The organism is Streptomyces tamarix (assembly GCF_032423885.1).
In the GTDB taxonomy this organism is placed as follows: domain Bacteria; phylum Actinomycetota; class Actinomycetes; order Streptomycetales; family Streptomycetaceae; genus Streptomyces; species Streptomyces tamarix.
Genome location: NZ_JAWCTQ010000013.1, coordinates 87,148 through 108,710, shown reverse-complemented (window position 1 = coordinate 108,710; position 21,563 = coordinate 87,148). Strand labels below are relative to the sequence as shown.

General features: G+C 73.6%; 19 protein-coding genes and 2 tRNA genes. 3 read left to right on the top strand and 18 right to left on the bottom strand.

Annotation, left to right across the window (positions count from 1 at the left end):
• Positions 1 to 620: 620 nt before the first annotated feature.
• Together holA and RND61_RS13115 are read right to left on the bottom strand one after the other, a co-directional pair.
• Positions 621 to 1,604: a DNA polymerase III subunit delta gene (holA, locus tag RND61_RS13120; protein ID WP_315878075.1), complete on the bottom strand. Its 984-nt coding sequence runs from the start codon at positions 1,602 to 1,604 to the stop codon at positions 621 to 623.
• Between the two features lie 133 nt (positions 1,605 to 1,737).
• A complete protein-coding gene (locus RND61_RS13115) occupies positions 1,738 to 1,965 on the bottom strand; it encodes a hypothetical protein (RefSeq protein ID WP_315878127.1) in 228 nt (75 codons plus the stop codon).
• A gap of 158 nt (positions 1,966 to 2,123) precedes the next feature.
• Between RND61_RS13115 and RND61_RS13110 the strand changes: the two genes are divergently transcribed.
• Positions 2,124 to 2,579, top strand: a complete 456-nt coding sequence (locus tag RND61_RS13110; RefSeq protein ID WP_315878074.1) for a pyridoxamine 5'-phosphate oxidase family protein — start codon at positions 2,124 to 2,126, stop codon at positions 2,577 to 2,579.
• 42 nt (positions 2,580 to 2,621) lie between these two features.
• Here the strand turns inward: RND61_RS13110 and RND61_RS13105 are convergent, their stop codons facing one another.
• The 6 genes from RND61_RS13105 to RND61_RS13080 all read right to left on the bottom strand — a co-directional run bounded on the left by RND61_RS13105 (position 2,622) and on the right by RND61_RS13080 (position 12,098).
• Complete coding sequence (locus RND61_RS13105) at positions 2,622 to 5,081, bottom strand: ComEC/Rec2 family competence protein (RefSeq protein WP_315878126.1); 2,460 nt, start codon at positions 5,079 to 5,081, stop codon at positions 2,622 to 2,624.
• Positions 5,082 to 5,188: 107 nt separating this feature from the next.
• On the bottom strand, positions 5,189 to 5,890 hold the full coding sequence (locus RND61_RS13100) for a ComEA family DNA-binding protein (RefSeq protein WP_315878073.1): 702 nt from the start codon (positions 5,888 to 5,890) through the stop codon (positions 5,189 to 5,191).
• Between the two features lie 516 nt (positions 5,891 to 6,406).
• Entirely contained in the window at positions 6,407 to 7,252 is an 846-nt protein-coding gene (locus RND61_RS13095) for a DegV family protein (protein WP_315878072.1), read from the bottom strand.
• 66 nt (positions 7,253 to 7,318) lie between these two features.
• A complete protein-coding gene (locus tag RND61_RS13090; protein ID WP_315878071.1) occupies positions 7,319 to 8,086 on the bottom strand; it encodes a hypothetical protein in 768 nt (255 codons plus the stop codon).
• A 131-nt stretch (positions 8,087 to 8,217) separates the two neighbouring features.
• Entirely contained in the window at positions 8,218 to 11,085 is a 2,868-nt protein-coding gene (gene leuS, locus RND61_RS13085; RefSeq protein ID WP_315878070.1) for a leucine--tRNA ligase, read from the bottom strand.
• Between the two features lie 940 nt (positions 11,086 to 12,025).
• A tRNA-Ala gene (locus tag RND61_RS13080) sits at positions 12,026 to 12,098 on the bottom strand.
• Positions 12,099 to 12,244: 146 nt separating this feature from the next.
• On the opposite strand from RND61_RS13080, the gene RND61_RS13075 reads away from it, so the two are divergent.
• A complete protein-coding gene (locus RND61_RS13075) occupies positions 12,245 to 13,564 on the top strand; it encodes a glycosyltransferase 87 family protein (RefSeq protein ID WP_315878069.1) in 1,320 nt (439 codons plus the stop codon).
• Here the strand turns inward: RND61_RS13075 and RND61_RS13070 are convergent.
• The 8 genes from RND61_RS13070 to RND61_RS13035 all read right to left on the bottom strand — a co-directional run bounded on the left by RND61_RS13070 (position 13,543) and on the right by RND61_RS13035 (position 18,144).
• Positions 13,543 to 13,776 carry a hypothetical protein gene (locus tag RND61_RS13070; RefSeq protein WP_315878068.1) on the bottom strand — a complete coding sequence of 78 codons (234 nt, stop codon included), beginning with the start codon at positions 13,774 to 13,776 and terminating at the stop codon, positions 13,543 to 13,545. The genes RND61_RS13075 and RND61_RS13070 overlap by 22 nt on opposite strands.
• A 3-nt stretch (positions 13,777 to 13,779) precedes the next feature.
• On the bottom strand, positions 13,780 to 13,950 hold the full coding sequence (locus tag RND61_RS13065; RefSeq protein ID WP_315878067.1) for a hypothetical protein: 171 nt from the start codon (positions 13,948 to 13,950) through the stop codon (positions 13,780 to 13,782).
• Between the two features lie 190 nt (positions 13,951 to 14,140).
• Positions 14,141 to 14,213: transfer RNA gene (locus RND61_RS13060), tRNA-Ala, on the bottom strand.
• A 73-nt stretch (positions 14,214 to 14,286) separates the two neighbouring features.
• Positions 14,287 to 14,940 carry a histidine phosphatase family protein gene (locus RND61_RS13055; protein WP_315878125.1) on the bottom strand — a complete coding sequence of 218 codons (654 nt, stop codon included), beginning with the start codon at positions 14,938 to 14,940 and terminating at the stop codon, positions 14,287 to 14,289.
• Positions 14,937 to 15,404 carry a ribosome silencing factor gene (rsfS, locus tag RND61_RS13050; RefSeq protein WP_315878124.1) on the bottom strand — a complete coding sequence of 156 codons (468 nt, stop codon included), beginning with the start codon at positions 15,402 to 15,404 and terminating at the stop codon, positions 14,937 to 14,939. The genes RND61_RS13055 and rsfS overlap by 4 nt, the downstream gene beginning before the upstream one ends.
• A gap of 70 nt (positions 15,405 to 15,474) precedes the next feature.
• The gene (locus RND61_RS13045; protein WP_315878066.1) at positions 15,475 to 17,286 is read right to left on the bottom strand and encodes an LCP family protein; all 1,812 of its coding nucleotides are present in this window, start codon (positions 17,284 to 17,286) and stop codon (positions 15,475 to 15,477) included.
• Positions 17,287 to 17,305: 19 nt separating this feature from the next.
• Positions 17,306 to 17,926, bottom strand: coding sequence for a nicotinate-nucleotide adenylyltransferase (gene nadD, locus RND61_RS13040; RefSeq protein ID WP_315878065.1), 621 nt, complete (start codon positions 17,924 to 17,926; stop codon positions 17,306 to 17,308).
• 53 nt (positions 17,927 to 17,979) lie between these two features.
• Positions 17,980 to 18,144, bottom strand: a complete 165-nt coding sequence (locus RND61_RS13035; protein WP_315878064.1) for a hypothetical protein — start codon at positions 18,142 to 18,144, stop codon at positions 17,980 to 17,982.
• 214 nt (positions 18,145 to 18,358) lie between these two features.
• Here RND61_RS13035 and RND61_RS13030 point away from each other — a divergent pair, with 214 nt between their 5' ends.
• The gene (locus RND61_RS13030; RefSeq protein ID WP_315878063.1) at positions 18,359 to 19,438 is read left to right on the top strand and encodes a M48 family metallopeptidase; all 1,080 of its coding nucleotides are present in this window, start codon (positions 18,359 to 18,361) and stop codon (positions 19,436 to 19,438) included.
• A gap of 163 nt (positions 19,439 to 19,601) precedes the next feature.
• Here the strand turns inward: RND61_RS13030 and RND61_RS13025 are convergent, their stop codons facing one another.
• Positions 19,602 to 20,813, bottom strand: coding sequence for an SCO2583 family membrane protein (locus RND61_RS13025; protein ID WP_315878062.1), 1,212 nt, complete (start codon positions 20,811 to 20,813; stop codon positions 19,602 to 19,604).
• Positions 20,814 to 20,926: 113 nt separating this feature from the next.
• Positions 20,927 to 21,484: an SCO2584 family spore wall biosynthesis protein gene (locus RND61_RS13020; RefSeq protein ID WP_315878061.1), complete on the bottom strand. Its 558-nt coding sequence runs from the start codon at positions 21,482 to 21,484 to the stop codon at positions 20,927 to 20,929.
• Between the last annotated feature and the right edge of the window lie 79 nt (positions 21,485 to 21,563).

Genomic DNA, 21,563 nt, shown 5'->3' with positions numbered 1-21,563 from the left:
CGGGGCCTTCGGCATGCCAGGACCCACCCGACCGCAAAAGGCCCAACCGCGAGAGGCCCGGCTCCGGAAGAGGCCACCCCCGGTGCCCGGCTGCGGAGCCCGACCGCGGGAGAGGACAGTCCCGGAGTCCGGCTGCGGGAGAGGACCGCCCCGGGGTCCGGCTGCGGAAGGGGGACGGCCCCGGGACGCAACTGCGGGGGCCGACTGCGGGAGGGGCCGGACCCGGGCCGCCCGGGGCGGGGCCCGGCGGACGCAGGGGCCCAGCCGCGAGAGGGAGCGACCCCGAAAGCCCGACCGCAGGGCCCAGCCACGGGAGAGAACCGGCCCCGGAGCCCAACTGCGGAAGGGGACCGACCACGGGGCCCAACTGCGGGGGCCGACCGCGGAAGCCCAGCCGCAGGGGGAAGGACTGACCGCGGAAGCCCGACCCCGGAGTCCAGCCGCGGGGCCCGGCCGCAGGAGGGGACAGCCCCGGAGACCGGCTGTGGGAGGGGCCGGGCCCGGGCCGCCCAGGGCGGGGCCCGGCGGACGCAGGGCCCACCGGACGTAAGGGCCCGGCGATCCCCGAGGCCTGTCGGTCGCCGAGGCCTGCCGGTCGCCGCAGCCTGCCGGTCCTGGCGTCAGCGGCGGGAGCGGGCGGCCCGGGCGATGGCGACCACCGCCTTCTCCAAGGCGTACTCGGGGTCGTCGCCGCCGCCCTTGACGCCCGCGTCGGCCTCGGCGACGGCCCGCAGGGCCATGGCCACGCCGTCAGGCGTCCAGCCGCGCATCTGCTGCCGCACGCGGTCGATCTTCCAGGGCGGCATGCCCAGCTCACGGGCGAGGTCGGCGGGCCGCCCGCCCCGCGCGGAGGACAGCTTGCCGATGGCCCGCACACCCTGCGCCAGTGCGCTGGTGATCAGTACGGGCGCCACCCCCGTCGAGAGGGACCAGCGCAGCGCCTCCAGCGCCTCGGCCGCCCGCCCCTCCACGGCGCGGTCGGCGACGTTGAAGCTGGACGCCTCGGCCCGACCCGTGTAGTAGCGGCCGACGACGGACTCGTCGATCGTGCCCTCGACATCCGCGGTGAGCTGGGAGACCGCGCTGGCGAGCTCCCGCAGGTCGCTGCCGATCGCGTCGACGAGCGCCTGGCACGCCTCCGGCGTGGCCGACCGCCCCAGCGTCCGGAACTCCTGCCGCACGAACGTCAGCCGCTCCGCCGGCTTCGTGGTCTTGGGGCACGCCACCTCGCGCGCGCCCGCCTTGCGGGCCGCGTCCAGCAGGCCCTTGCCCTTGGCGCCGCCCGGATGGAGGAGGACGAGGCTGATCTCCTCCACGGGCGCGGCGATGTACGCCTTGACGTCCTTGACCGTGTCCGCCGACAGGTCCTGCGCGTTGCGCACGATCAGGACCTTGCGTTCGGCGAACAGCGACGGGCTCGTCAGCTCGGCAAGGCCGCCGGGCTGGAGCTGGTCGGCGGTGAGGTCGCGGACGTCCGTGTCGGCGTCGGCGGCCCGTGCGGCCGCCACCACCTGCTGGACGGCGCGGTCCAGCAGCAGATCCTCCTGGCCCACGGCGAGGGTGACGGGGGCGAGCGGGTCGTCGGTCGATTTCTTGGCAGCCATCACGACCAGCATCCCACGGCCCACCGACACCCCGTCCCGGCCACCGCCCGCCCCACCAGCTCGCCCACGCCCCGCCCCACCGGCCCGGCCGCGCGCCCCGCACCACCGGCCCGGCCGCGCACCACCGGTCCGCCTACGGCTCCTCGCGCCAGCCGTCCCACTCGGCGGCGAAGTCGTCCAGCTCCACCGGGGACAGCCGACCGTCCGGGTCCTCGACCACCAGGAGCCACTGGGCGTCCTCGGCGTCGTCCTCCCCGGCGAGGGCGTCCCGTACCAGTTGGGGCTCCTCGTCCAGCTCGTAGCGGTCGGCGAGCGCCTCGGCGGCTTCCTCGGCCGCGTCCCGGTCGGGCAGGACCAGCACGTGCCTGACCTCGTCGGTGCGGTTCTCTTCGTTCACTGCGTTCACGGCACCATTCTTCAACCTCCTCCCCTTCGGTGGACCTCCAGGTACGGCCTAGTACGCCGGCCCTCCGTCCGATGCCCGAGGTGCGACGCCGGGCCGGCCCGTAGCGTGCCTCCATGATCATCCGTGAGCCGGTCCGCGACCGGCAGCAGCGCAAGCGCGATGTCCTCAGACGGCTGGAGGAGGACCACGACCTGTGGGTGGCGACCGCCTCGGCCGCGGGCGAGCCCCTCCTCGTACCGCTGTCGTTCGTCTGGGACGACGGGACCCTCCTGATGTCGACGCGGCGGACCAACCCCACCGCCCGGAACCTCACCCCGCGCGGCCGCGTCCGGCTCAGCCTCGGACACACCCGTGACGTGGTGCTGGTGGACGGCCTCGCGGAGGTGGTCGAGGGCCGTGACCTGCTGCGGGCCTCGGCCGACGCGTTCGCCGCCAAGCTGGGCTGGGACCCCCGCGACCGCGAGCCGTGGGTCTACCTGCGGGTGACTCCCCGGTCCGTGAAGGCCTGGCGCGAGGAGGACGAACTGCCCGGCCGGCTCCTGATGCGCGACGGCACCTGGCTGGTGTGAGCCGGCGGGCCCGCCGGTCCCGCGCCGGCGCCCGCCCGGAGCCTACGGAGGGTGCCGGGTGACCGCCCGCAGGTCCCGGCCGGAACCAGTCACCACGATGGCGCCGTCCCGGTCTGTCCGCAGCACGGCCGCGCCCGCCTTGCGGAGGGCGTCGAGCGTACGGGACGACGGATGCCCGTACGGGTTGTCGCGCCCGACCGACACCAGGGCGAGCCGGGGCCGCGCCCTGCCGAGCAGTTCGGGATCCTGGTGTGCCGAGCCGTGGTGCGCGACCTTGAGGACGTCGACCCTCGGCAGCGCGGGATGAACCCGCCAGAGGCCCCGCTGGGACGGCGGCTCCAGGTCACCGAGGAGCAGCAGGGTCACCCCTCCCCGGGTGCGGACGAGCAGGGTGACGCTGGCGTCGTTGGGCCCCTCCGGGGCGAATCCGGCGACGGGCGCGGGCCACAGCACCTCCCAGTCGAGCGGCCCGGCCCTGCGCCGCTCCCCGGGCACCGCGTGGACCACGGGGACGTGTGCCGCGGCGGCCGTCCGGCGGACGAACGCGGCCTGTCCGGGCGGGTCGAGGAACCCTGTCGTCTGGATCACCCCCACGGACCGGCCGCGCAGCACGCCCGGCAGCCCGGACACGTGATCGGCGTGGAAGTGGGTGAGCAGCACGAGCGGCACGCGGCTGACGCCCAGGTCCCGCAGGCACCGGTCCACCGGCTCGGGGTCCGGTCCCGCGTCGACCACGACGGCCGTGCCGTCCCCCACCGCCAGGGCGGTGGCATCGCCCTGGCCCACGTCGCACATCGCGAACACCCAACCGGGCGGCGGCCACCCGGTGACGACCCGGGTGATCGGCACGGGCCGCACGACGGCGAGCAGCAGCGCCCCGGCGCACCCGGCGGCCACCCACGGCCGGTACGGCAGCCGGCGCACCGCGAGCAGTAGCGCCGCGGTCACGGCGGCCAGCAGCAACCCGCCCCGCCAGCCACCCGGCCAGTCCGTCTCCGCTCCGGGCAGGGAGGCCCCGGTCCGAGCGACGGATGCCACCCATCCGGCGGGCCAGGCGGCACACTCGGCGAGCAGCCGGGCCACCGGCATGGCCAGCGGAGCGATCCCCAGCGCGGCGAACCCGAGCACCGTCGCCGGCGCCACCGCCAGTTCGGCCGACAGGTTGCAGGGGATCGCCACCAGACTCACCCGCGCCGCGAAAACGGCCACCACCGGCGCGCACACCGCCTGCGCGGCCGCCGCCGCGGCCAGTGCCTCCGCGACACGCGGCGGGACCCCGCGCCCCTGGAGGGCGGCACTCCAGCGCGGGGCGATCGTGAGGAGCGCGCCGGTCGCCAGAACGGACAGCAGGAACCCGTACCCGCGGGCCAGCCACGGGTCGTACAGCACCAGCAGCAGGACGGCCCCGGCGAGGGCGGGGATCAGCGACCGGCGGCGGCCGGTGCCGATGGCGAGCAGGGTGATCAACCCGCACGCGGCTGCGCGCAACACACTCGGTTCGGGCCGGCACACCACCACGAACGCCAACGTCAGCGCCCCGCCCAGCAGGGCCGTCCCCCGCAGGGAGACACCCAGCCGGGGCGCGAGCCCTCCCCGCTCGGCGCTCGTCGCTCTGCCGGCGGGCCCGATGAGCAGCAGCAGCACGATCGTCAAGTTGCTGCCGGAAACGGCGAGCAGGTGGGTCAGGTCCGTCGCCTCGAACGCCCTCCGCAGGTCCTCGGGGATCCGTGAGGTATCGCCGACGACCAGGCCGGGCAGCAGCGCCCGCGCGTCCGCGGGCAGTCCGTCGGTCGCTTCGCGCAGCCCGGCACGCAGTTGCCCGGCCGTGCGGTGCGGGGTGCTCGGCGGGCCGGTGACGCGGGGTGGTCCCGTACCGGCGTACAGCACGGCGGCGAACGGGTCGCCGGAGCGGCGTGGCGGTGCGAGCCGCCCGGTCACGTGCAGTCTGGTCGACGGCAGTAGCCGCAGCCAGGCATCGCCGTGCCGTCCCCCCTCCCCGGGCCGTGCCATCACGAGGATCGGCGTGCGGACCCGTGTCGCCGCCCCGTCCGGCGCCGTCACCCGCGTCACCTCCGCGTTCAGGACGACGGAGGCGGGCATCGGCCGGTTGCCGCGCACCCGGGGGACGACGGGCCTCGGGTCGGAACGGACCGTCACGTCGGCCGTGACCGTCGCGTGCTCCCCCGCCAGCGCGGGGACCGGTCCGCGGCGCAGGTCCGCTCCGTGCAACCCCGCCGAGGTCGCGCCGGCCGCGGCGCACAGCAACACGGCGGCGCACGCGGTGGCGTTCCTCCTCCGCCGCCCGCCGGGGCCCGGCACGTACTTCGGCCGTCCGCCCAGGAGGAGGGCTGCCGCCACGGCACCGCACAGGACGACACCGGTCACCGTCCACCAGCCGGGGAGGCCCAGGGCGAGTGCCGCCGCCGCCCATGCCGCCAGGGCGGGCGCCACCAGCCGCAGATCGGCCGGCCCCTCCTGCCGGGGGCTGGCGGCTCCCGGCAGGTTGCCCGACGCGCTGTGAACCTCGGCACGGGGCCCCGGGCGCGGCCCGGGACTGGTCGTGGGGCCGTTTGCCGTGCCGGGTGCTGCCGGTGGTGCCTGACCGGGCGTCACAGCCGTACGCGGGGACGGAGGTCGGCGAAGCGGCGGGCGCCGATGCCGCGGACCTGGCGCAGTTCCTCGACCGACCGGAAGCCGCCGTGCTGGGCACGGTGCTCGACGATGTGGCGTGCGAGGACCGGTCCCACCCCGGGCAGCGTGTCGAGCTGTTCGACGGTGGCGGTGTTGAGGCTGACCGGACCTTCCGCCGCCCCGGTTCCGGCGGCTTCCGGGGCCGCCACCGGCAGGGTGCCGGGCGGTCCGGCGGCCGGGACGCCGACCAGGACGTGCTCACCGTCCACCAGGACACGTGCCCGGTTGAGCCCGGTGGTGTCCGTGCCCGGCGGGACGCCGCCGGCGGCGCGGAGCGCGTCGACGACACGGGCTCCCATCGGGAGCCGCAGCACGCCGGGCCGCCGTACCTTGCCGCTCACGTCGACGACGACCACGGCCGAGGGCGACCCCGCCGCCGACGGCGACCCCGGCGGTACGGCGGCAGCGACAGCGGCGGCCTGCGGGCCGGTCGGGAACCGGGGCGGTTCCGCCGGCACGGTCACCGCGGTCGCGGCGCGCCCGACCACCTCGGGCGCACGCACGGTCTCGGGACGGCCCGCCCAGAAGTAGCACCCGGCGAGCACCGCCCCCACGACCAGGATGACGGCCAGTGCGCCCAGCGTGCGGCGTTCGAGCCCGCACCTCGTCTGTACCCACACGGGTAACCGCTCGCGCAGCGCGAACCTCCACCTCGGGACCGCCCCGACCGGCGAGGGCGCGGACGGCGCGTGCGGAGGCGTCGGATCCCCGCCGGGCACCGGAGCCCCGCCGGGCGTCGGGGGTCCGGCGGGGTCCCGGTGCGACGGCGGGTCGGTGCCCGCCATCAGCGCGTCCGCCCTGGTCCTGGGGGCCGGCGCGGACGGCACGGCGGTGTGGTCCTCGGGGTCTCCGGCCCGGTGCCGTCCCCGGACCCTTCCGCCCGTACGGCCGCGCGTCCGGCTGTCGGAGCCGCGGGCCCGGCCCGGTCCGCTCGTCACCGCGAGCCGGCGGGAAACGAGGGGAGCGTGGGAGGCGCGGGAGGAAACCGACGCAACCCTGATTACGGAACGTGTTCGTGTCGTCATGTCACAGCACGGTAGACACATTCGTGCGATTCTGCCGAGCCGTGCCGATTTCCGTGGAAAACCTAGCAGTTGGGGAAAACTCCGCCACCCTGAAGGGTGAAACGGAAGGCTTCACCTCTGGGAGACGACCACTCCCAGCAACCCCGGACCGGTGTGCGCGCCGATCACCGCGCCGACCTCGCTGACGTGCAGGTCGGCCAGGCCCGGAACACGGCCGCGCAGGTGACCGGCGAGCGTGTCGGCCCTCTCGGCGGCGGCGAGGTGGTGCACGGCGATGTCGACGACGGCCCGTCCCGCCCGTTCGGCGGCGATCTCCTCGAGCCGGGCGATGGCCTTCGACGCGGTCCGCACCTTCTCCCTCGGCTCGATGCGTCCGCCGCTCAGCTCCAGCAGGGGTTTCACGGCCAGTGCCGAGCCGAGCAGGGCCCGGGCGGCCCCGATGCGCCCGCCGCGCCGGAGGTAGTCGAGGGTGTCGACGTAGAAGTACGCGGAGGTACCGGAGGCCCGCTTCTCCGCAGCGGCCACGACCTCGTCCAGGCCGCAGTCCGCCCGCGCGGCCTCGGCAGCCGCGACGGCGCAGAAGCCCAGCGCCATGGCGATCATCCCCGTGTCGACGACCCGCACCGGCACCGGCGCCTCCCGGGCCGCGAGCAGCGCCGCCTCGTACGTGCCGGACAGCTCGGCCGACAGGTGCAGCGAGACGATCCCGGTGGCGCCCTCCGCGGCGACCTCGCGGTAGTGGGCGGCGAACACCTCCGGGCTGGGGCGGGAGGTGGTGACGGAGCGTCGCTTCTGCAGGGCCTGGGCGAGGGAACGGGCCGAGATCTCCGTGCCCTCTTCCAGGGCCTGGTCGCCCAGGACGACGGTCAGCGGTACTGCGGTGATACCGTGCCGCTCCATCGTCTGCGGCGGCAGGTAGGCCGTGGAATCGGTGACGATCGCGACATGGCGGGACATGACCGGGAGGTTACCCGCAGGCGGCGCCGGAGAGCAGCCCGGGCCCGTTCTCCCCGGTCGACGTGGTCAGTTGGTGGTCTCGGGACGTGCCGACTTCTGCCAGGGGTAGCCGGTGCCGAGGCGCGGGTCGCGCGCGGTGATGGCCGGCCGGGCTCCGTCGGCCGGGCCGTTCCCGGCGGCCCTGCGCGCCTCCGCCCCCGTCTCCTCGTCCGTGTCCGCCGCCGGACGCCCCTGCTCGGGCGCCGCCGCGGCCTTCGTCCCACCGCGGTCCACCGGCGCGGAGGTCTCCGGCTCCGACCAGTGGCGCAGCGCGCCGGCCTCCACGTCGATCTGGGCGCTGAGCAGGTCCAGGTCGTCCTGGGCGAACCTCTGCGCCCGGTCCCTGGCCGCCCAGCGCAGGGAGTCGGCGGAGTCCGTGATCCGCCGTGTGCGCTCCCGCAGCTCCTCCAGCCGTTCGGCGACCGTGGCCCTGTCGGGGTCCCGCTCCAGCCGCTTGAGCTCCTCGTCCAGCTCGTGCCCGTGAGCGCTGAGCCGCTGGAACAGGTCCAGCGACTCCCGGAGCGAGGCGTCCTCCGGCGCACCGGCCTCCAGGGCGTCCTGCGTGGCCCGCATGGAGGTGCGCAGGGAGAGCCGCAGCTGCGCCAGCTCCCTCGCGACGCCGCCCTGCCCGTAGCTCTTGGCACGGAGGGTGGTGTCCTCGACCGTACGCCGGGCCTGCGTGAGAGTGCGGTCGACGCCGCGCTTGGCGGCCTTGACCGCCTTCACGCTCACGTACACACCGAGCGCGACGAAGGCGACGAAAAGCAGCGCCAGGATCACGATCGCCTCTGTCATGGAGTCCCCTCGTCGTCGTGTGTTCCCTCCACGGTAAACGCCGAAGGGCAGGTCGGGGGTTCCGGAAACCCCCAACCTGCCCCTAGGGGCCGAATCCGGGGCGGCGTCACACGACGGGACCCGGCGGCCGGTCACGCCGGGACGATGTTCACCAGCTTCGGCGCGCGGGCGATGACCTTGCGGATGTCCGCGCCGCCCAGGGCGGCCACCACCGCCGGATCGGCCAGGGCCAGCGCCTCCAGCTCCGCGTCCGTGATGGACGGGGAGACCTCCAGCCGTGCCTTGACCTTGCCCTTGATCTGCACGACGCACGTCACGGTCTCGTCGACGACGTACGCCGGGTCGGCGACCGGGAAGTCCTGGTGGACGACGGAACCGCTGTGGCCCAGCTTGCGCCACAGTTCCTCGGCGATGTGCGGGGCCAGCGGCGCGACCAGCAGGACCAGCCGCTCGGCGACCGACCGGGACACGGCGCCGCCCGCCTTGGTCAGGTGGTTGTTCAGCTCGGTGATCTTGGCGATGGCCGTGTTGAACCGCATCGCGGCCATGTCCTGGGAGACCCCGTCGATGGCCTTGTGCAGGGCGCGCAGCGTGTCCTCGTCCGGCTCGGTGTCGACGACGGTGACCTCACCGGTCGACTCGTCGACGATGTTGCGCCACAGCCGCTGCAGCAGCCGGTACTGGCCCACCACCGCGCGCGTGTCCCACGGGCGGGACACGTCCAGGGGGCCCATGGCCATCTCGTACAGCCGCAGCGTGTCCGCGCCGTACTCGGCGCAGATCTCGTCCGGGGTGACCGCGTTCTTCAGGGACTTGCCCATCTTGCCCAGGACGCGGCCGACCTTCTCGCCCTGGTACCAGAACGCGCCGTCGCGCTCCTCGACCTCGGCGGCCGGGACGGCGATCCCGCGCGCGTCGCGGTACACGTACGCCTGGATCATGCCCTGGTTGAACAGCCGGTGGAACGGCTCGGCGGACGAGACGTGGCCCAGGTCGTACAGGACCTTCGACCAGAACCGGGCGTACAGCAGGTGCAGGACGGCGTGTTCGGCGCCGCCCACGTACAGGTCGACGCCGCCGTGCGGCATGCCCTCCCGCGGGCCCATCCAGTACCGCTCGATGTCCGGGTCGACCAGCCGGTCGTCGTTGTGCGGGTCCAGGTAGCGCAGCTCGTACCAGCAGGAACCGGCCCAGTTGGGCATGGTGTTGGTCTCGCGGCGGTACCGCTTGGGACCGTCGCCCAGGTCCAGGGTGACGTTGACCCAGTCCTCGTTGCGGGACAGCGGGGTCTCCGGCTGCGTGTCGGCGTCGTCGGGGTCGAAGGTGCGCGGCGCGTAGTCGTCGACCTCGGGCAGTTCCAGCGGCAGCATCGACTCGGGCAGCGCGTGGGCGACACCGTCCTCGTCGTAGACGATCGGGAAGGGCTCGCCCCAGTACCGCTGGCGGCTGAACAGCCAGTCACGCAGCCGGTAGTTGACGGTGCCCTCGCCGATGCCGCGGGACTCCAACCAGCGGGTGATCTCCGCCTTGGCCTCGACGACGCCCAGGCCGTCCAGGGACACGTCGTCGTTGGCCGACGCGACGATCTTCGCGTCGTACGAGTCGAAGGCGTCGTCCCACGTGGCCGGGTCCGTACCACGGCCGTCGTTCGGCTCGACGACGCAGCGCATGGGCAGGTCGAAGGCTCGGGCGAAGGCGAAGTCGCGGGTGTCGTGCGCCGGGACGGCCATGATGGCGCCCGTGCCGTAGCCCATCAGCACGTAGTCGGCGATGAAGACCGGGACCCGCTCGCCGCTGACCGGGTTGACGGCGTGGGCGCCGGTGAAGACGCCGGTCTTCTCCTTCGCCTCGGCCTGCCGCTCCACGTCGGACTTGGCGGCGGCCTGCTTGCGGTACGCGTCGACGGCCAGCGCCGGGGTGGCGTGCCCGCCCGTCCACAGCGCGGGCGTGCCGGCCGGCCAGGCCTCCGGGACGATCCGGTCGACCAGGTCGTGCTCGGGGGCCAGCACCATGTAGGTCGCGCCGAACAGCGTGTCCGGGCGCGTGGTGAAGACGGTGATCGCGTCGTCGCCTACGGGGAAGTCGACGCGGGCGCCCTCGGAGCGGCCGATCCAGTTGCGCTGCTGCAGCTTGATGGCCTCGGGCCAGTCCAGCGCGTCCAGGTCCTCCAGCAGACGGTCCGCGTAGGCGGTGATGCGCATGTTCCACTGGCGCAGCTTCGCCTTGAAGACGGGGAAGTTGCCCCGCTCGGAGCGGCCGTCGGCGGTGACCTCCTCGTTGGCCAGGACGGTGCCCAGGCCGGGGCACCAGTTGACCGGCGCGTCGGAGGCGTACGCCAGGCGGTACTCGCTCAGCACGTCGGCGCGTTCGGTGGCGCTCAGCTCGCTCCACGCGCGCGTGGTGCCCGGTACGGCACGCTCACCGCTCTCGAACCCGGCGACCAGGTCGGCGATCGGCCGGGCCTTCTTCGCGTCCTCGTCGTACCAGGAGTTGAAGATCTGCAGGAAGATCCACTGGGTCCACTTGTAGTAGTCCGGGTCGATCGTGGCGAACGACCGGCGCTTGTCGTGGCCCAGGCCCAGCCGACGCAGCTGGGCCTTCATGTTCTCCATGTTCGCCTCGGTCGACACGCGCGGGTGCGTACCGGTCTGCACGGCGTACTGCTCGGCGGGCAGGCCGAAGGCGTCGAAGCCCAGCGTGTGGAGGACGTTGTGGCCGGTCATCCGCTGGTACCGGGCGTACACGTCGGTGGCGATGTACCCCAGCGGGTGGCCGACGTGCAGGCCGGCACCGGACGGGTAGGGGAACATGTCCATGATGAACTTCTTGGGCCGGGCGACCAGCTCCGGATCGCCCGCCAGGTCACCGCTCGGGTTGGGCGCGGCGTAGGTTCCCTCGGCGTCCCAGAAGTCCTGCCAGCGTGCCTCGATGTCGGCCGCCATGGCCGCCGTATAACGATGCGGGGCCGCCGTCTCGGCAGCCGAATTCGTCTCGGTCATGATCCTCTGAAGCTCCATCGATCGTCTCTGCTTCGCTGCCGCCGCGCCCGATTCCGTCGGCGCGGCGAAATGAAAAATCCCCTCACACAGGAGGGGACGCCGCGCCGATTCCGAGCGGATTTCTCACCCGCCGGCACTGATCAGCGCGGCTCGCTAAGCAGAAGGCGTACGGCACGCATGGCGCCAGGGTACAGCAGCGGCCCCACGGGCCGCATCGCACCGTCCCGCCACTCGGACACGGGCAGTGGCGTCACCGTGGCACTACGCGCGCGTACCGGACCGCACGGCGCATCGGCGCGTTTCCGGGCAGTCCCGGGTCGGTCACGGGCCGTCGAGCCGGCGGATCCGCACCACCCTCACTCACCGGTGGGGGCGGCTGCGGCGAGCGCCGCCAGGATCCCGTCCGCGTCATTCGCAGCCTCCCGGACCCCTTGCCGCGAGATCCCTTCTTCTCCGTCGGTGAGGCGGGGCCTGCGCCGTCCGGTACGGAGAGGCTTGTCCGTGGCCGCCCTCGTTCTCCTCGTCCTTTCCGGCCGTCGGTGGAAGGGACGGATTCCGCGGGTTCCCGGATGTCGGCACCGGCGTTCCGTCCCCGGCGCCGCTGACGGCGTCCGCCGCCCGGGCCGGTCGCGGTGGACCTCTTCTGCGCTCTCCGCCCCGGCGCCGAGCCGGGGCCCGGCCGGCTCGAAACCGATGGACTGGGGCGGTGCGCGGTCGCCGAGCGGGATCTCTCGGACGGCGCGACCCGGCACGACCCGGCGCGCCGGCAGCCGCGCGGGTGGCGGCCGGCCGCGGACCGGACACCGCGCCCGGAGCAGGAGGCGTGGCGGGAGCGTTCCGCTCCGCCTCGTCGAACGCAAGGCGCGGAGCAGCGGCCGGGGTTGGGGCCGGACACGAAGAAGGCGGGCCATCCGACCGGATGGCCCGCCTTCTCGGGCTGTGGAGCTAAGGAGAATTGAACTCCTGACCTCTTGCATGCCATGCAAGCGCTCTACCAACTGAGCTATAGCCCCTTGCGGTGCGCCGCCCTGCTCGGTTTCCCTTGCGGGCTTCCCTCGCGGCGACACAGAGAACATTACACGGTCCCCCCGGTGAAGCACCAAATCGTTTGTCCCCCGCCCCGGCCGGAGGGTCGGCGGGACGGGTAGCGTCGGCGCACGTGACCGCGACCGTGACCGCTCAGACCCGCCTCCGGAGCCTGCCGCTTGCCGCCCTGGGGACCTGCCTGTTGTCCTTCGCGGCCTTCTGGGCCGCGCAGCACGCCTCCCACGTGTCGATGCTCGACCTGTCGGTCTACCGGGCCGAGGGGGCGACGGTCCTGGCGGGCGGGGACCTGTACGCGATGCGGGCCACGTCGGCGAACCTGCCGATGACGTATCCGCCGTTCGCCGCGCTGGTGTTCACGCCGCTGCCCCTGATCGGCGTACCGGAGATGCGGGCGCTGGCCACGCTCGGGAACCTGCTGCTGCTGGTGGCGCTGGCGCACCTGTCGCTGCGGCTGGTGACGTCGTGCGGTCCGGCCGCGCGCCGGCGGGGCGGGGCGTTCTGGACGCAGCCGGGGGCGGCCCTGTGGCTGGCGGCGGCCCTGGTGTGGTGCGAGCCGGTGTGGCAGACGTTCCGGTACGGCCAGATCAACCTGCTGATCACGGTCGCGGTGATGTGGGATCTGACACGTCGGGCGGACAGCCGCTGGGCCGGGGTGGGCATCGGGCTCGCCACTGCGGTGAAGCTCACACCGGGCCTCTTCGTCGTCCTGCTGTTCGCCGTGGGGGTGGCACGCGCGCGGAGCGAAGGCTGGGCGCCGCGGCGGAACGAGTGGCTGCGCCGCGGGGTGCGGGCGACGGTGGCGTTCCTGGTGGTGACGATCGCGTCGGCGCTGGTCCTGCCGTACGACTCGCGCCGCTTCTGGACCGAGATGATCTTCAAGACGAGCCGGGTCGGCCGTACCGAGGAGACGGCCAACCAGTCGCTGAGCGGGGTACTGGCGCGGCTGCTGCACACGACCGACCCGGGTGTGTGGTGGGTGGTCGCGGCGGCCGTGGTGGGCGTCGCCGGGCTGGCCGTGGCGGTGCTCGCGGCGCTGCGCGGGGACCGGCCGGTGGCGGTGGTGGCGTGTGCCGTGACGGCGCTGCTGGTGAGCCCGATCTCGTGGTCGCACCACTGGGTGTGGTGCGTGCCGGCGCTGGTCCTGCTCGCCACGCGCGTCCGCCCGGTGTGGACGGCCGGGGCGGCCCTGGTGTTCGGGTCGTTCGCACTGTGGTGGGTGCCGCACGCCCCCGCGCCGATACGGCTCGAACTGCACCAGAACGGCTGGCAGATGCTGCTGTCCGGCCTCTACACGCTGCTGGGGCTCGCGCTGCTGGGCGTGTTCGCCGTCTGGGTCGCGCGGACGCGGGCCGGGGGCGGGTGGTCCGGGGGCGGACCGCTCGGCACCGGGCGGTCCGCCCCCGGGCGGGCTCAGGCCGTCGCGAACGAGTAGAAGCGTTTCAGGGCGCAGTGCTCGTCGAGCAGGCGCCCGTAGATCGGCTCCCCTTCGAGTTCGCGGTACGTCTCGATGGGGTCGCCTTTTATGATCAGCGCCCGCGCGCACTCCTCGCACCAGTACTGGTAGTCCGGGTTGACCGGATCCATGTCGCGGACGATCGGCGTGCCACTGCCGCACCAGTCGCACTTCCGCCTGTGTGCACCCATCGATCAGCTCCAGCTGTGGCCGCAGGACGTGCAGACGTAGGACACGCCGCCGTTGTCACCGAGCATCTGGGCGACGTCCGAGGAACCGCAGGCGGGGCAGGTGAGGTCGGTGCGCGCCTGTGTGGTGGCGAGCCGTGCGGCGGGTTCCTCGAATCTGCTGGCGGCCTCGCGCACGCTTCCTCCCGTCCGGTCCGTAGCCCCTCCGGCCGTCCGATTCTGCCACGGCCCCGGTGGGGCGGCAGCGACGTCCGACGGCCGGTCCGGGCCTCCCACCGGAATGGGCCCCGGGAAGGGCCCGGAGGACGGGCGACAGGGGTTCGTACGCAGAAATCCCGCCCCCTACTGGGGACGGGATCCTGGGCTGTGGAGCTAAGGAGAATTGAACTCCTGACCTCTTGCATGCCATGCAAGCGCTCTACCAACTGAGCTATAGCCCCTCGTGTTCTCGGCGCTCCGCGCTGCGAACAAGAAGAACTTTAGCCTGTCACCTGCCCGAAAGTGAAATCCAGGTCAGTCGTCGTCGCCGAGGACCGGCTCGGGGAGCGTGCCGGCGTTGTGCTCCAGCAGTCGCCAGCCCCGCGCGCCCTCCCCCAGGACGGACCAGCAGCAGTTGGAGAGACCGCCGAGGCTCTCCCAGTTGTGCGAGGGGAGGCCCAGGAGCCGGCCGATCGTGGTGCGGATCGTGCCGCCGTGGCTGACCACGACGAGGGTGCCGTCCTCGGGCAGCTTCCCGACGTGCTCCAGCACGACGGGGGCGGCCCGGTCGGCGACCTCGGTCTCCAGCTCGCCGCCGCCGCGCCGCACGGGCTCGCCGCGCTTCCACGCGCGGTACTCGTCACCGTGGCGGGCGAGGATCTCCTCGTGGGTCAGCCCCTGCCAGACCCCGGCGTACGTCTCGCGGAGCGCGGCGTCGTGGCTGACCGGGTGCCCCGTGATCGCGGCGAGCTCGGCGGCGGTGGCCGCGGCCCGCTTGAGGTCGGACGCGATGATCGCGTCCGGCTTGAGGGCGGCGAGCAGCCGGGCGGCCCGGCGCGCCTGGGCGAGGCCCGTCTCGGTCAGCTCGATGTCGGTGCTGCCCTGGAAGCGGCGCTCCAGGTTCCAGGAGGTCTGGCCGTGGCGCCAGAGGACGATGCGGCGGCCCCTGCCGCCCTTGGTGGCGCTCAGCGCAGCTCACCGTCCGCTCCGTCGCCGGGGAGGCCGTCGGGGCCGGAGCCGTCGGCACCGCTGAGCCGGGCGTGCTCCGCCGCCTTGCCGCGGGTCTTCACGGCGTCCTCGGGCAGCGGCAGCTCGGGGCAGTCCTTCCAGAGCCGCTCCAGAGCGTAGAAGACCCGCTCCTCGCTGTGCTGGACGTGGACGACGATGTCGACGTAGTCGAGGAGGACCCAGCGGGCCTCGCGGTCGCCCTCGCGGCGCACCGGCTTGGCGCCCAGTTCCTTGTTCAGCCGCTCCTCGATCTCGTCGACGATCGACTTGACCTGGCGGTCGTTGGGCGCGGAGGCGAGCAGGAAGGCGTCGGTGATCGACAGCACGTCGCTGACGTCGTACGCGATGATGTCGTGCGCGAGCCGGTCGGCGGCCGCCTGGGCGGCGGCGTTGACGAGCGCGATGGATCGGTCGGTGGCGGTCACAAGCAGGCTTTCGTCGGCGGTCAAAGGACACCTCAAGGGTCTCACGTGCCGCCGACAGCCCGGCAAACCGTTACTTGGCCTCGTAGTCCTTGCCGAGGACGACGGTGACGTCGGCGTTCGCGGGCGCTTCGCCCTTGCGGACGGCGCGGGCGGGGAGCCCGAGCGTCTTGGCGACCTCGTCCGCCTTGGCCTTCTGCGCCGCGTCGCCGTAGAGGACCTCCGAGGTGCTCTCCGTGCCGTCCGCGGCGCCGCCGTCGATGACCGCGTAGCCGCCGTTGACCAGGACGATCCGCGCGGCCTCGGCGGCGTCGCCGTCACCGCTGGCGTTGCGGACGCCGACCCTGACCACGGAGCCCGGCTCGGGGGCGCTGACGGATCCGCCGAGGACGTCCTCGACCACACCGCGCGTGGCCTCCTCGGTGAGCCGCCCGTCGCCCTGCACGGGCAGCAGCTCGGTCTTGTAGGCCCCCGTCTTGGCGCGCTCGGCAAGTTTGGCCAGTGACGCGCCCAGGTCCTTGTCGGGGAGCGACGGGTCCAGGATCTGCGCCAGGGACTGGATCGTCATGGTGGCGCTCTCGGGGTCGTCCGACATCTTGCGGAGCACCCCGTGCACGATCTGGCCGAACCGCTGGAGCTGCGCCGTCTCGGACTCGCCCGGGCCTCGGTACGTGGCGTAGGCGACGGCCATGCGCCCGTCGAGCGTCTGGTTCTCGCCCTTCCGCACGACCGGGGTCCCGCCCTCCTTGGCGGCGGGCACCTCCGTGTCGGTGGTGAGGTCGACGCCGCCGACGAGTTCGACGAGGTTCTCCAGGTAGGGCGTGTCGAGTCGCCACGTACCGGTGATCCTGGTGCCGAGGAGGGAGCCGATGGCCTCGCGGGTGCCGGAGGAGCCGTCGTCCTCGACGGACTTGCCGAGGGTGGTGGTCGTCCCGTCGTCGTTGGCCACGGCGAGGGCGTTCGGCAGCAGGACGGTGGTGCCCTGCTTGGTGGTGGCGTTGTCGACCAGGAGGGCCGTCGAGGTGGCCTCGTCCTTCGTGTTGTGCAGGTGGAGGACGATCACGTCGCGTTTCTGGGGACCGGTCGCGGTGGTGCCGCCCTGCTGGGCGCCCTTCTCGGACAGGCCCGGGAGCATCCCCTCGTACCAGAGGTAGCCGACGCCGCCGACGAGGGCCAGGGCGAGGGCGACGCAGAGCGCGACGACCCGGTTGCGGCCGCGCCGCTTGGCCTCCTCGCGGCGCTCCGAGCGGCTCTCGGTGAACTTGAGCCAGTCGATGGCGTCCTCGGACTCCTCGTCGGGCTCGTCGACGAAGGCGAACTGCTCGGTGCGGTAGTCCCCGCCGTCACCGGCGCTCCCCTGCTCCCGGGAGTCGCGCCGGCCGTGGGGTCCGCGGACGTCCCCGTCGGTGCGCGGGCCGCCGCCGGGCGGGTTCTCCGCGGGCGGCTCGGGGGTGGTGAAGTCCTGGGGTTCGGGGGCGGGGCGGCGCTGCTCGGGCACGCCCGCGGGCGCGGCCACCTGGCCGGGCACCGGTGGGGCGGGCTGCGGCGGCTGGACGGCGGGGACCTGGGGGGCCTGGGGGGCCTGGGGGGCCTGGGGGACCTGCCACTGCGGGGTGCCGTACGGGTCGTAGCCGCCGTGGCCCGGCTGCCCCTGCTCCTCGTACCCCGGGTACCCCTGATATTGCTGGTCCTGGGGGTACGGCTGGGGCTCGGGATAGGGCTGGGTCGCCTGCGCGTACGGGTCGTAGCCGTACGCGTAGTTCTGCTGCTCGGGCTGGGGCGGCTGCTGGGCCTGCTGGTACACCGGCTGCCCGTACTCGTCGTAGCCGACGATCTGCGGCTGCGGCGGGTAGTACGGGTCGTAGTGGCTGTTCTGGTCGTTCACCGGTGCCCCTCTCCGTAGCTCACTGGCCCCGGTACAACTGGCGCTTGTCGATGTAGCGCACCACGCCGTCCGGCACCAGGTACCAGACGGGATCGCCCTGTGCGACCCTCTCCCGGCAGTCCGACGACGAGATGGCGAGCGCGGGCACCTCGACGAGGGAGACGCCGCCCTTGGGCAGGCCGTCGTCCGACAGGTCGTGGCCGGGGCGGGTCACCCCGATGAAGTGCGCGAGCGAGAAGAGTTCCTCGGCGTTGCGCCAACCGGGCATGATCTGCGACAGCGCGTCGGCGCCGGTGATGAAGAACAGGTCCGTGTCCGGGTTGAGGGAGCGCAGGTCCCGCAGGGTGTCGATGGTGTACGTGGGGCCCGCCCGGTCGATGTCGATGCGACTGACCGAGAACTGCGGGTTCGACGCCGTGGCGATGACCGTCATGAGGTAGCGGTCCTCGGCCGGGGACACCGTCCTGTGGCTCTTCTGCCAGGGCTGCCCGGTCGGTACGAACACCACCTCGTCGAGGTGGAACAGGGCGGCCACCTCGCTGGCGGCCACCAGGTGTCCGTGGTGGATCGGGTCGAACGTCCCACCCATCACGCCCAGGCGGCGCTTGCCGGGACTTCTCGGCACTTCCTGCTCTCCCATGCGTGCAGAGCCTAACGGCACGGCGGTGCGGCCTGGTCCCGGCGGGCGCCGGCTCAGCGGTCGCGGTTGAAGCGGGTGGTGACCCAGAGCAGGAGCAGCAGCGCGAGGAGGGCGCCACCACCGGTGAGGTAGGGGTTGAGGCTTTCGTGGTTGCCGCCGTGCTCGCCGCCCTCGGCGAGCGTGACCAGGTGGGCGGCGGCGGTGTGGAGGCTGCTCATCTTCTGCGGGACCAATCCATCGGAGTCGGAGCGGAGACTTCGCGCACATCGTATGCGGGCGGTGCGGGCACCCTCACGCCGACTCAGGCGTTGTCGTGGCGCGGGCCGTTGTCCACAGGCCGTTATCCACAGCCTCGGCGGTCTTCCGGAGCACCGCCTACGCTGAGGTCTGTCAGGGGGACGAGTCGGATCTCGCATGAAAATGGGGGCAACCATGACAGAGAACGGCCATGAGAACGTGCCGAGCCGTACGCGCCGGCGCTTCCCCGGCATCTCCTCCCGCGCCTACGAGCATCCCGCGGACCGTTCCGCGCTCGTCGCCCTGCGCCGGCTCAGCGGCTTCGACACCGTGTTCAAGGCACTGAGCGGGCTGCTGCCCGAGCGCAGCCTGAGGCTGCTGTACCTCTCGGACTCCGTGCGGGTGGGCGACGCGCAGTTCGCCCATCTCCACGACATGCTGCGGGACGCCTGCTACATCCTCGACCTGGAGAAGGTCCCGCCGATGTACGTCACGCAGGACCCGAAGCCCAACGCGATGTGCATCGGCCTGGACGAGCCGATCATCGTGGTCACCACGGGCCTGGTGGAGCTGCTGGACGAGGAGGAGATGCGCGCCGTCGTCGGCCACGAGGTGGGCCATGCCCTCTCGGGGCACTCCGTGTACCGGACGGTGCTGCTGTTCCTCACCAACCTGGCGCTGAAGGTGGCGTGGATCCCGCTCGGCAACGTGGCGGTCATGGCGATCGTCACGGCGCTGCGGGAGTGGTTCCGCAAGTCGGAGCTGTCGGCGGACCGGGCCGGCCTGCTGGTCGGCCAGGACCTCCAGGCGTCGATGCGCGGCCTGATGAAGCTGGCGGGCGGACACCATCTGCACGAGATGAACGTGGACGCGTTCCTCGCGCAGGCGGAGGAGTACGAGGCGGGCGGTGACCTGCGCGACTCGGTACTGAAGATCCTGAACGTGCTGCCGCGTTCCCACCCGTTCACGACGGTGCGGGCGGCCGAGCTGAAGAAGTGGTCGGAGAGCCGCGACTACCAGCGGCTCATGGACGGCCACTACCCGCGCCGGTCGGAGGACGGGGACACGTCGGTCACGGACTCCTTCCGCGAGTCCGCGAGCCACTACGCGGACACGGTGCGCGGGAGCAAGGATCCGCTGATGAAGCTGGTCGGTGACATAGCCGGTGGCGCCGGCGACCTGGGCGGCAGGCTCTTCGAGAAGTTCACCGGCGCCACGGGGAGCCGCTCGGACACCGGCGACGGCGACCGGGGCGACGGTCCGGGCACGGCCTGATCCCTTCCCGTGCGGCGGCGCCCGGGGGCCGGTTCCGCGGGTCCGTCCCGTCCGTCTCACGGTGCGGTGGGGCGCCGTTCCACCCGGTCCCCGCGTGCCGCGCCCGCCCCGGCGGTGGAGTGCCGGGGCGGGCGGCCCGCGGTGAGCCCGCTCGGTGCTGGGGTCAGGGCGGGGAGGGCCGGCTGTCGGGTGACAGGGCGGCGCAGAGGCGGGTGGCCGCGGCCGGGACGGAGGCGTAGGGGTCGGCGGCCGGTGGGGTGGCCGTCGTGGGGCGGTGACCGGCGAGGAGTGGCCGCAGGGCGCCGGACAGGTCGGCGGAGCAGTCCATGGGGCCGGCCTGGAGGTGGCTGGTGACCAGTTCGGCGCGGTGCATGCGCAGGTCGTCGCGGTCGAGGCGGAAGCGCAGTTCGCGACGGACGGCGAACAGCGAGGCGTCGTCGGGTCCGGCGGCGGGGCCCGCGGGGCGCAGCGCGTAGGTGAAGGTGTGGTCCGACGTGATCTCCAGGACGTCGGCGGACGCCTCGGTCACGTGGAAGGTGCCGTGGACCCGGACGCCGGGGTCGGCGAGGGCCACCCGGGCCGGGTCGAACCGGATCAGCCAGCCGCCGGTGGCGTGGCGTCCGTCCGCGGCCGGGGAGTCGACGCTCCGGTCGAACTGGGCGTGCTGGTCCGGGTCAAGGAGCAGCCGCACGGAGCGGGTGGTGCCGCCGGTGAGGACGTCGGGGGCGAGGGAGGACCGGATGAGGAAGTCCTTGGTGACGGTGAGGGCGGTCATGACCTGGCCGGCCGAGAAGTGCGTGGTGCGCCGCGCGGGCGGCAGGGCGATACCGGCGGCGCCGGGGCGGTACTGCGCGGCGGGGCTGCGAGCGTACAGGTCGCCGGGGCGTCCGCCCGGCACGGGGCCGGTGGGGGTCAGGGCGACGAGGGTGACGCGCAGGGGCTCGGCGCGCGGCCCGGGAGGCGGCTGGTACGGGTAACGGGATCCGAGGTGGGTGGCGGCGGCGAAGACCGCCGCGACGAGCAGCACGAGGATGAGGGATCCCACGCGCGCGCCCGTCGTGCGCCCGTGGCCGCTGCGCCGCCTGCGGGTGCGTCGGCGGGGGGTGCGCCAGTGGTGGCGGCGGTCGAGGTCGTAGGCGTACTCGTACTCCGCGTCCCGGTCCGGGCCGGGGCCGTCGTGGTCGGCGCCGGGGCGGTCGCGGACGGCGGGAATGTCGTTGCCCATGCGTTCTCGGGCGGACAGTTCCTGGAGGCGGGCAGCGCGGATGAAGGACTCGTCGAAGACGACGGGCCGGTACTCGTCCTCGCCCCTGCCGGGGAGCCCTTCCGGTGTGCCGTCGGGCGTCCCGTCGGGCGGGTCGACACTCCCTGCCATACCTTCAGGGTGGGTCGGCGAGGGGCGGGGTAAACGCCCTGCCGGACGTCGAGTCGGGCGGGTCGCCACGGGTCGGGAACCGGCGTGGGGCGCGGTGGTGGGGTCCGCCGGAGTCAGGGGGCGCCGGGGGTGGCCGGGACCGGTGGGGCGGAGCGGCCGGCGGTGGGCGGGGCGCTGTCCGGGCCGACGTCGCTGCTGGCCGGGGCGGGGATCTGCTCGTCGCGCTCACCGGAGGAGCTGCGGTACACGGCGGTGAAGGCGAGGGCGACCATGCCGAGGCCCATCAGGAGGGCGACGAGCCAGGCGACGGGGCGGTACCAGTGCGTGCCGGGGCGGTACGGGCGGAGGGCGCCGCCGTAGGGCCCGTACGGGTCGTGGGAGCCGTACGGGTCGTACGGGTCGTCGTCGTGGCCGTCCCGCGGGGCGGGGGCGCCCGGTCCGTAGGGGTCGTCGTCGGGCGGCGGGCCACCGCGTGCCCCGGCAGCGTCCGCGTCGGCCCGGGCCTGGGCCGCGGCGAGCAGACGCTCGACGGCGGTCGGCTCGTGGACCTCGGCTGCTCGTACGAAGTCCTCGTCGAACACCACGGAGGCGAATTCCTCGTCGGCGCCTCCGCGGTCGTCGTCGGGCTCCCAGCCGTCCGGGAACGGCCTGCCCCCCACGTCGTCCGGCACGTGTCTCAGAGTAGACCGGGACGGTGCCGTTCGGCAGGGAGAGTGCACAACCTCCTCCTGCCGCGACGCGGGGGCCGGG

Bases quoted from the DNA above. Each gene is read 5' to 3' on its own strand.
- holA (WP_315878075.1), bottom strand. From the start codon at position 1,604: ATGGCTGCCAAGAAATCGACCGACGACCCGCTCGCCCCCGTCACCCTC.
- RND61_RS13110 (WP_315878074.1), top strand. From the start codon at position 2,124: ATGATCATCCGTGAGCCGGTCCGCGACCGGCAGCAGCGCAAGCGCGAT.
- RND61_RS13095 (WP_315878072.1), bottom strand. From the start codon at position 7,252: ATGTCCCGCCATGTCGCGATCGTCACCGATTCCACGGCCTACCTGCCG.
- RND61_RS13090 (WP_315878071.1), bottom strand. From the start codon at position 8,086: ATGACAGAGGCGATCGTGATCCTGGCGCTGCTTTTCGTCGCCTTCGTC.
- leuS (WP_315878070.1), bottom strand. From the start codon at position 11,085: ATGACCGAGACGAATTCGGCTGCCGAGACGGCGGCCCCGCATCGTTAT.
- RND61_RS13070 (WP_315878068.1), bottom strand. From the start codon at position 13,776: ATGGGTGCACACAGGCGGAAGTGCGACTGGTGCGGCAGTGGCACGCCG.
- nadD (WP_315878065.1), bottom strand. From the start codon at position 17,926: ATGGGAGAGCAGGAAGTGCCGAGAAGTCCCGGCAAGCGCCGCCTGGGC.
- RND61_RS13035 (WP_315878064.1), bottom strand. From the start codon at position 18,144: ATGAGCAGCCTCCACACCGCCGCCGCCCACCTGGTCACGCTCGCCGAG.
- RND61_RS13030 (WP_315878063.1), top strand. From the start codon at position 18,359: ATGACAGAGAACGGCCATGAGAACGTGCCGAGCCGTACGCGCCGGCGC.
- RND61_RS13025 (WP_315878062.1), bottom strand. From the start codon at position 20,813: ATGGCAGGGAGTGTCGACCCGCCCGACGGGACGCCCGACGGCACACCG.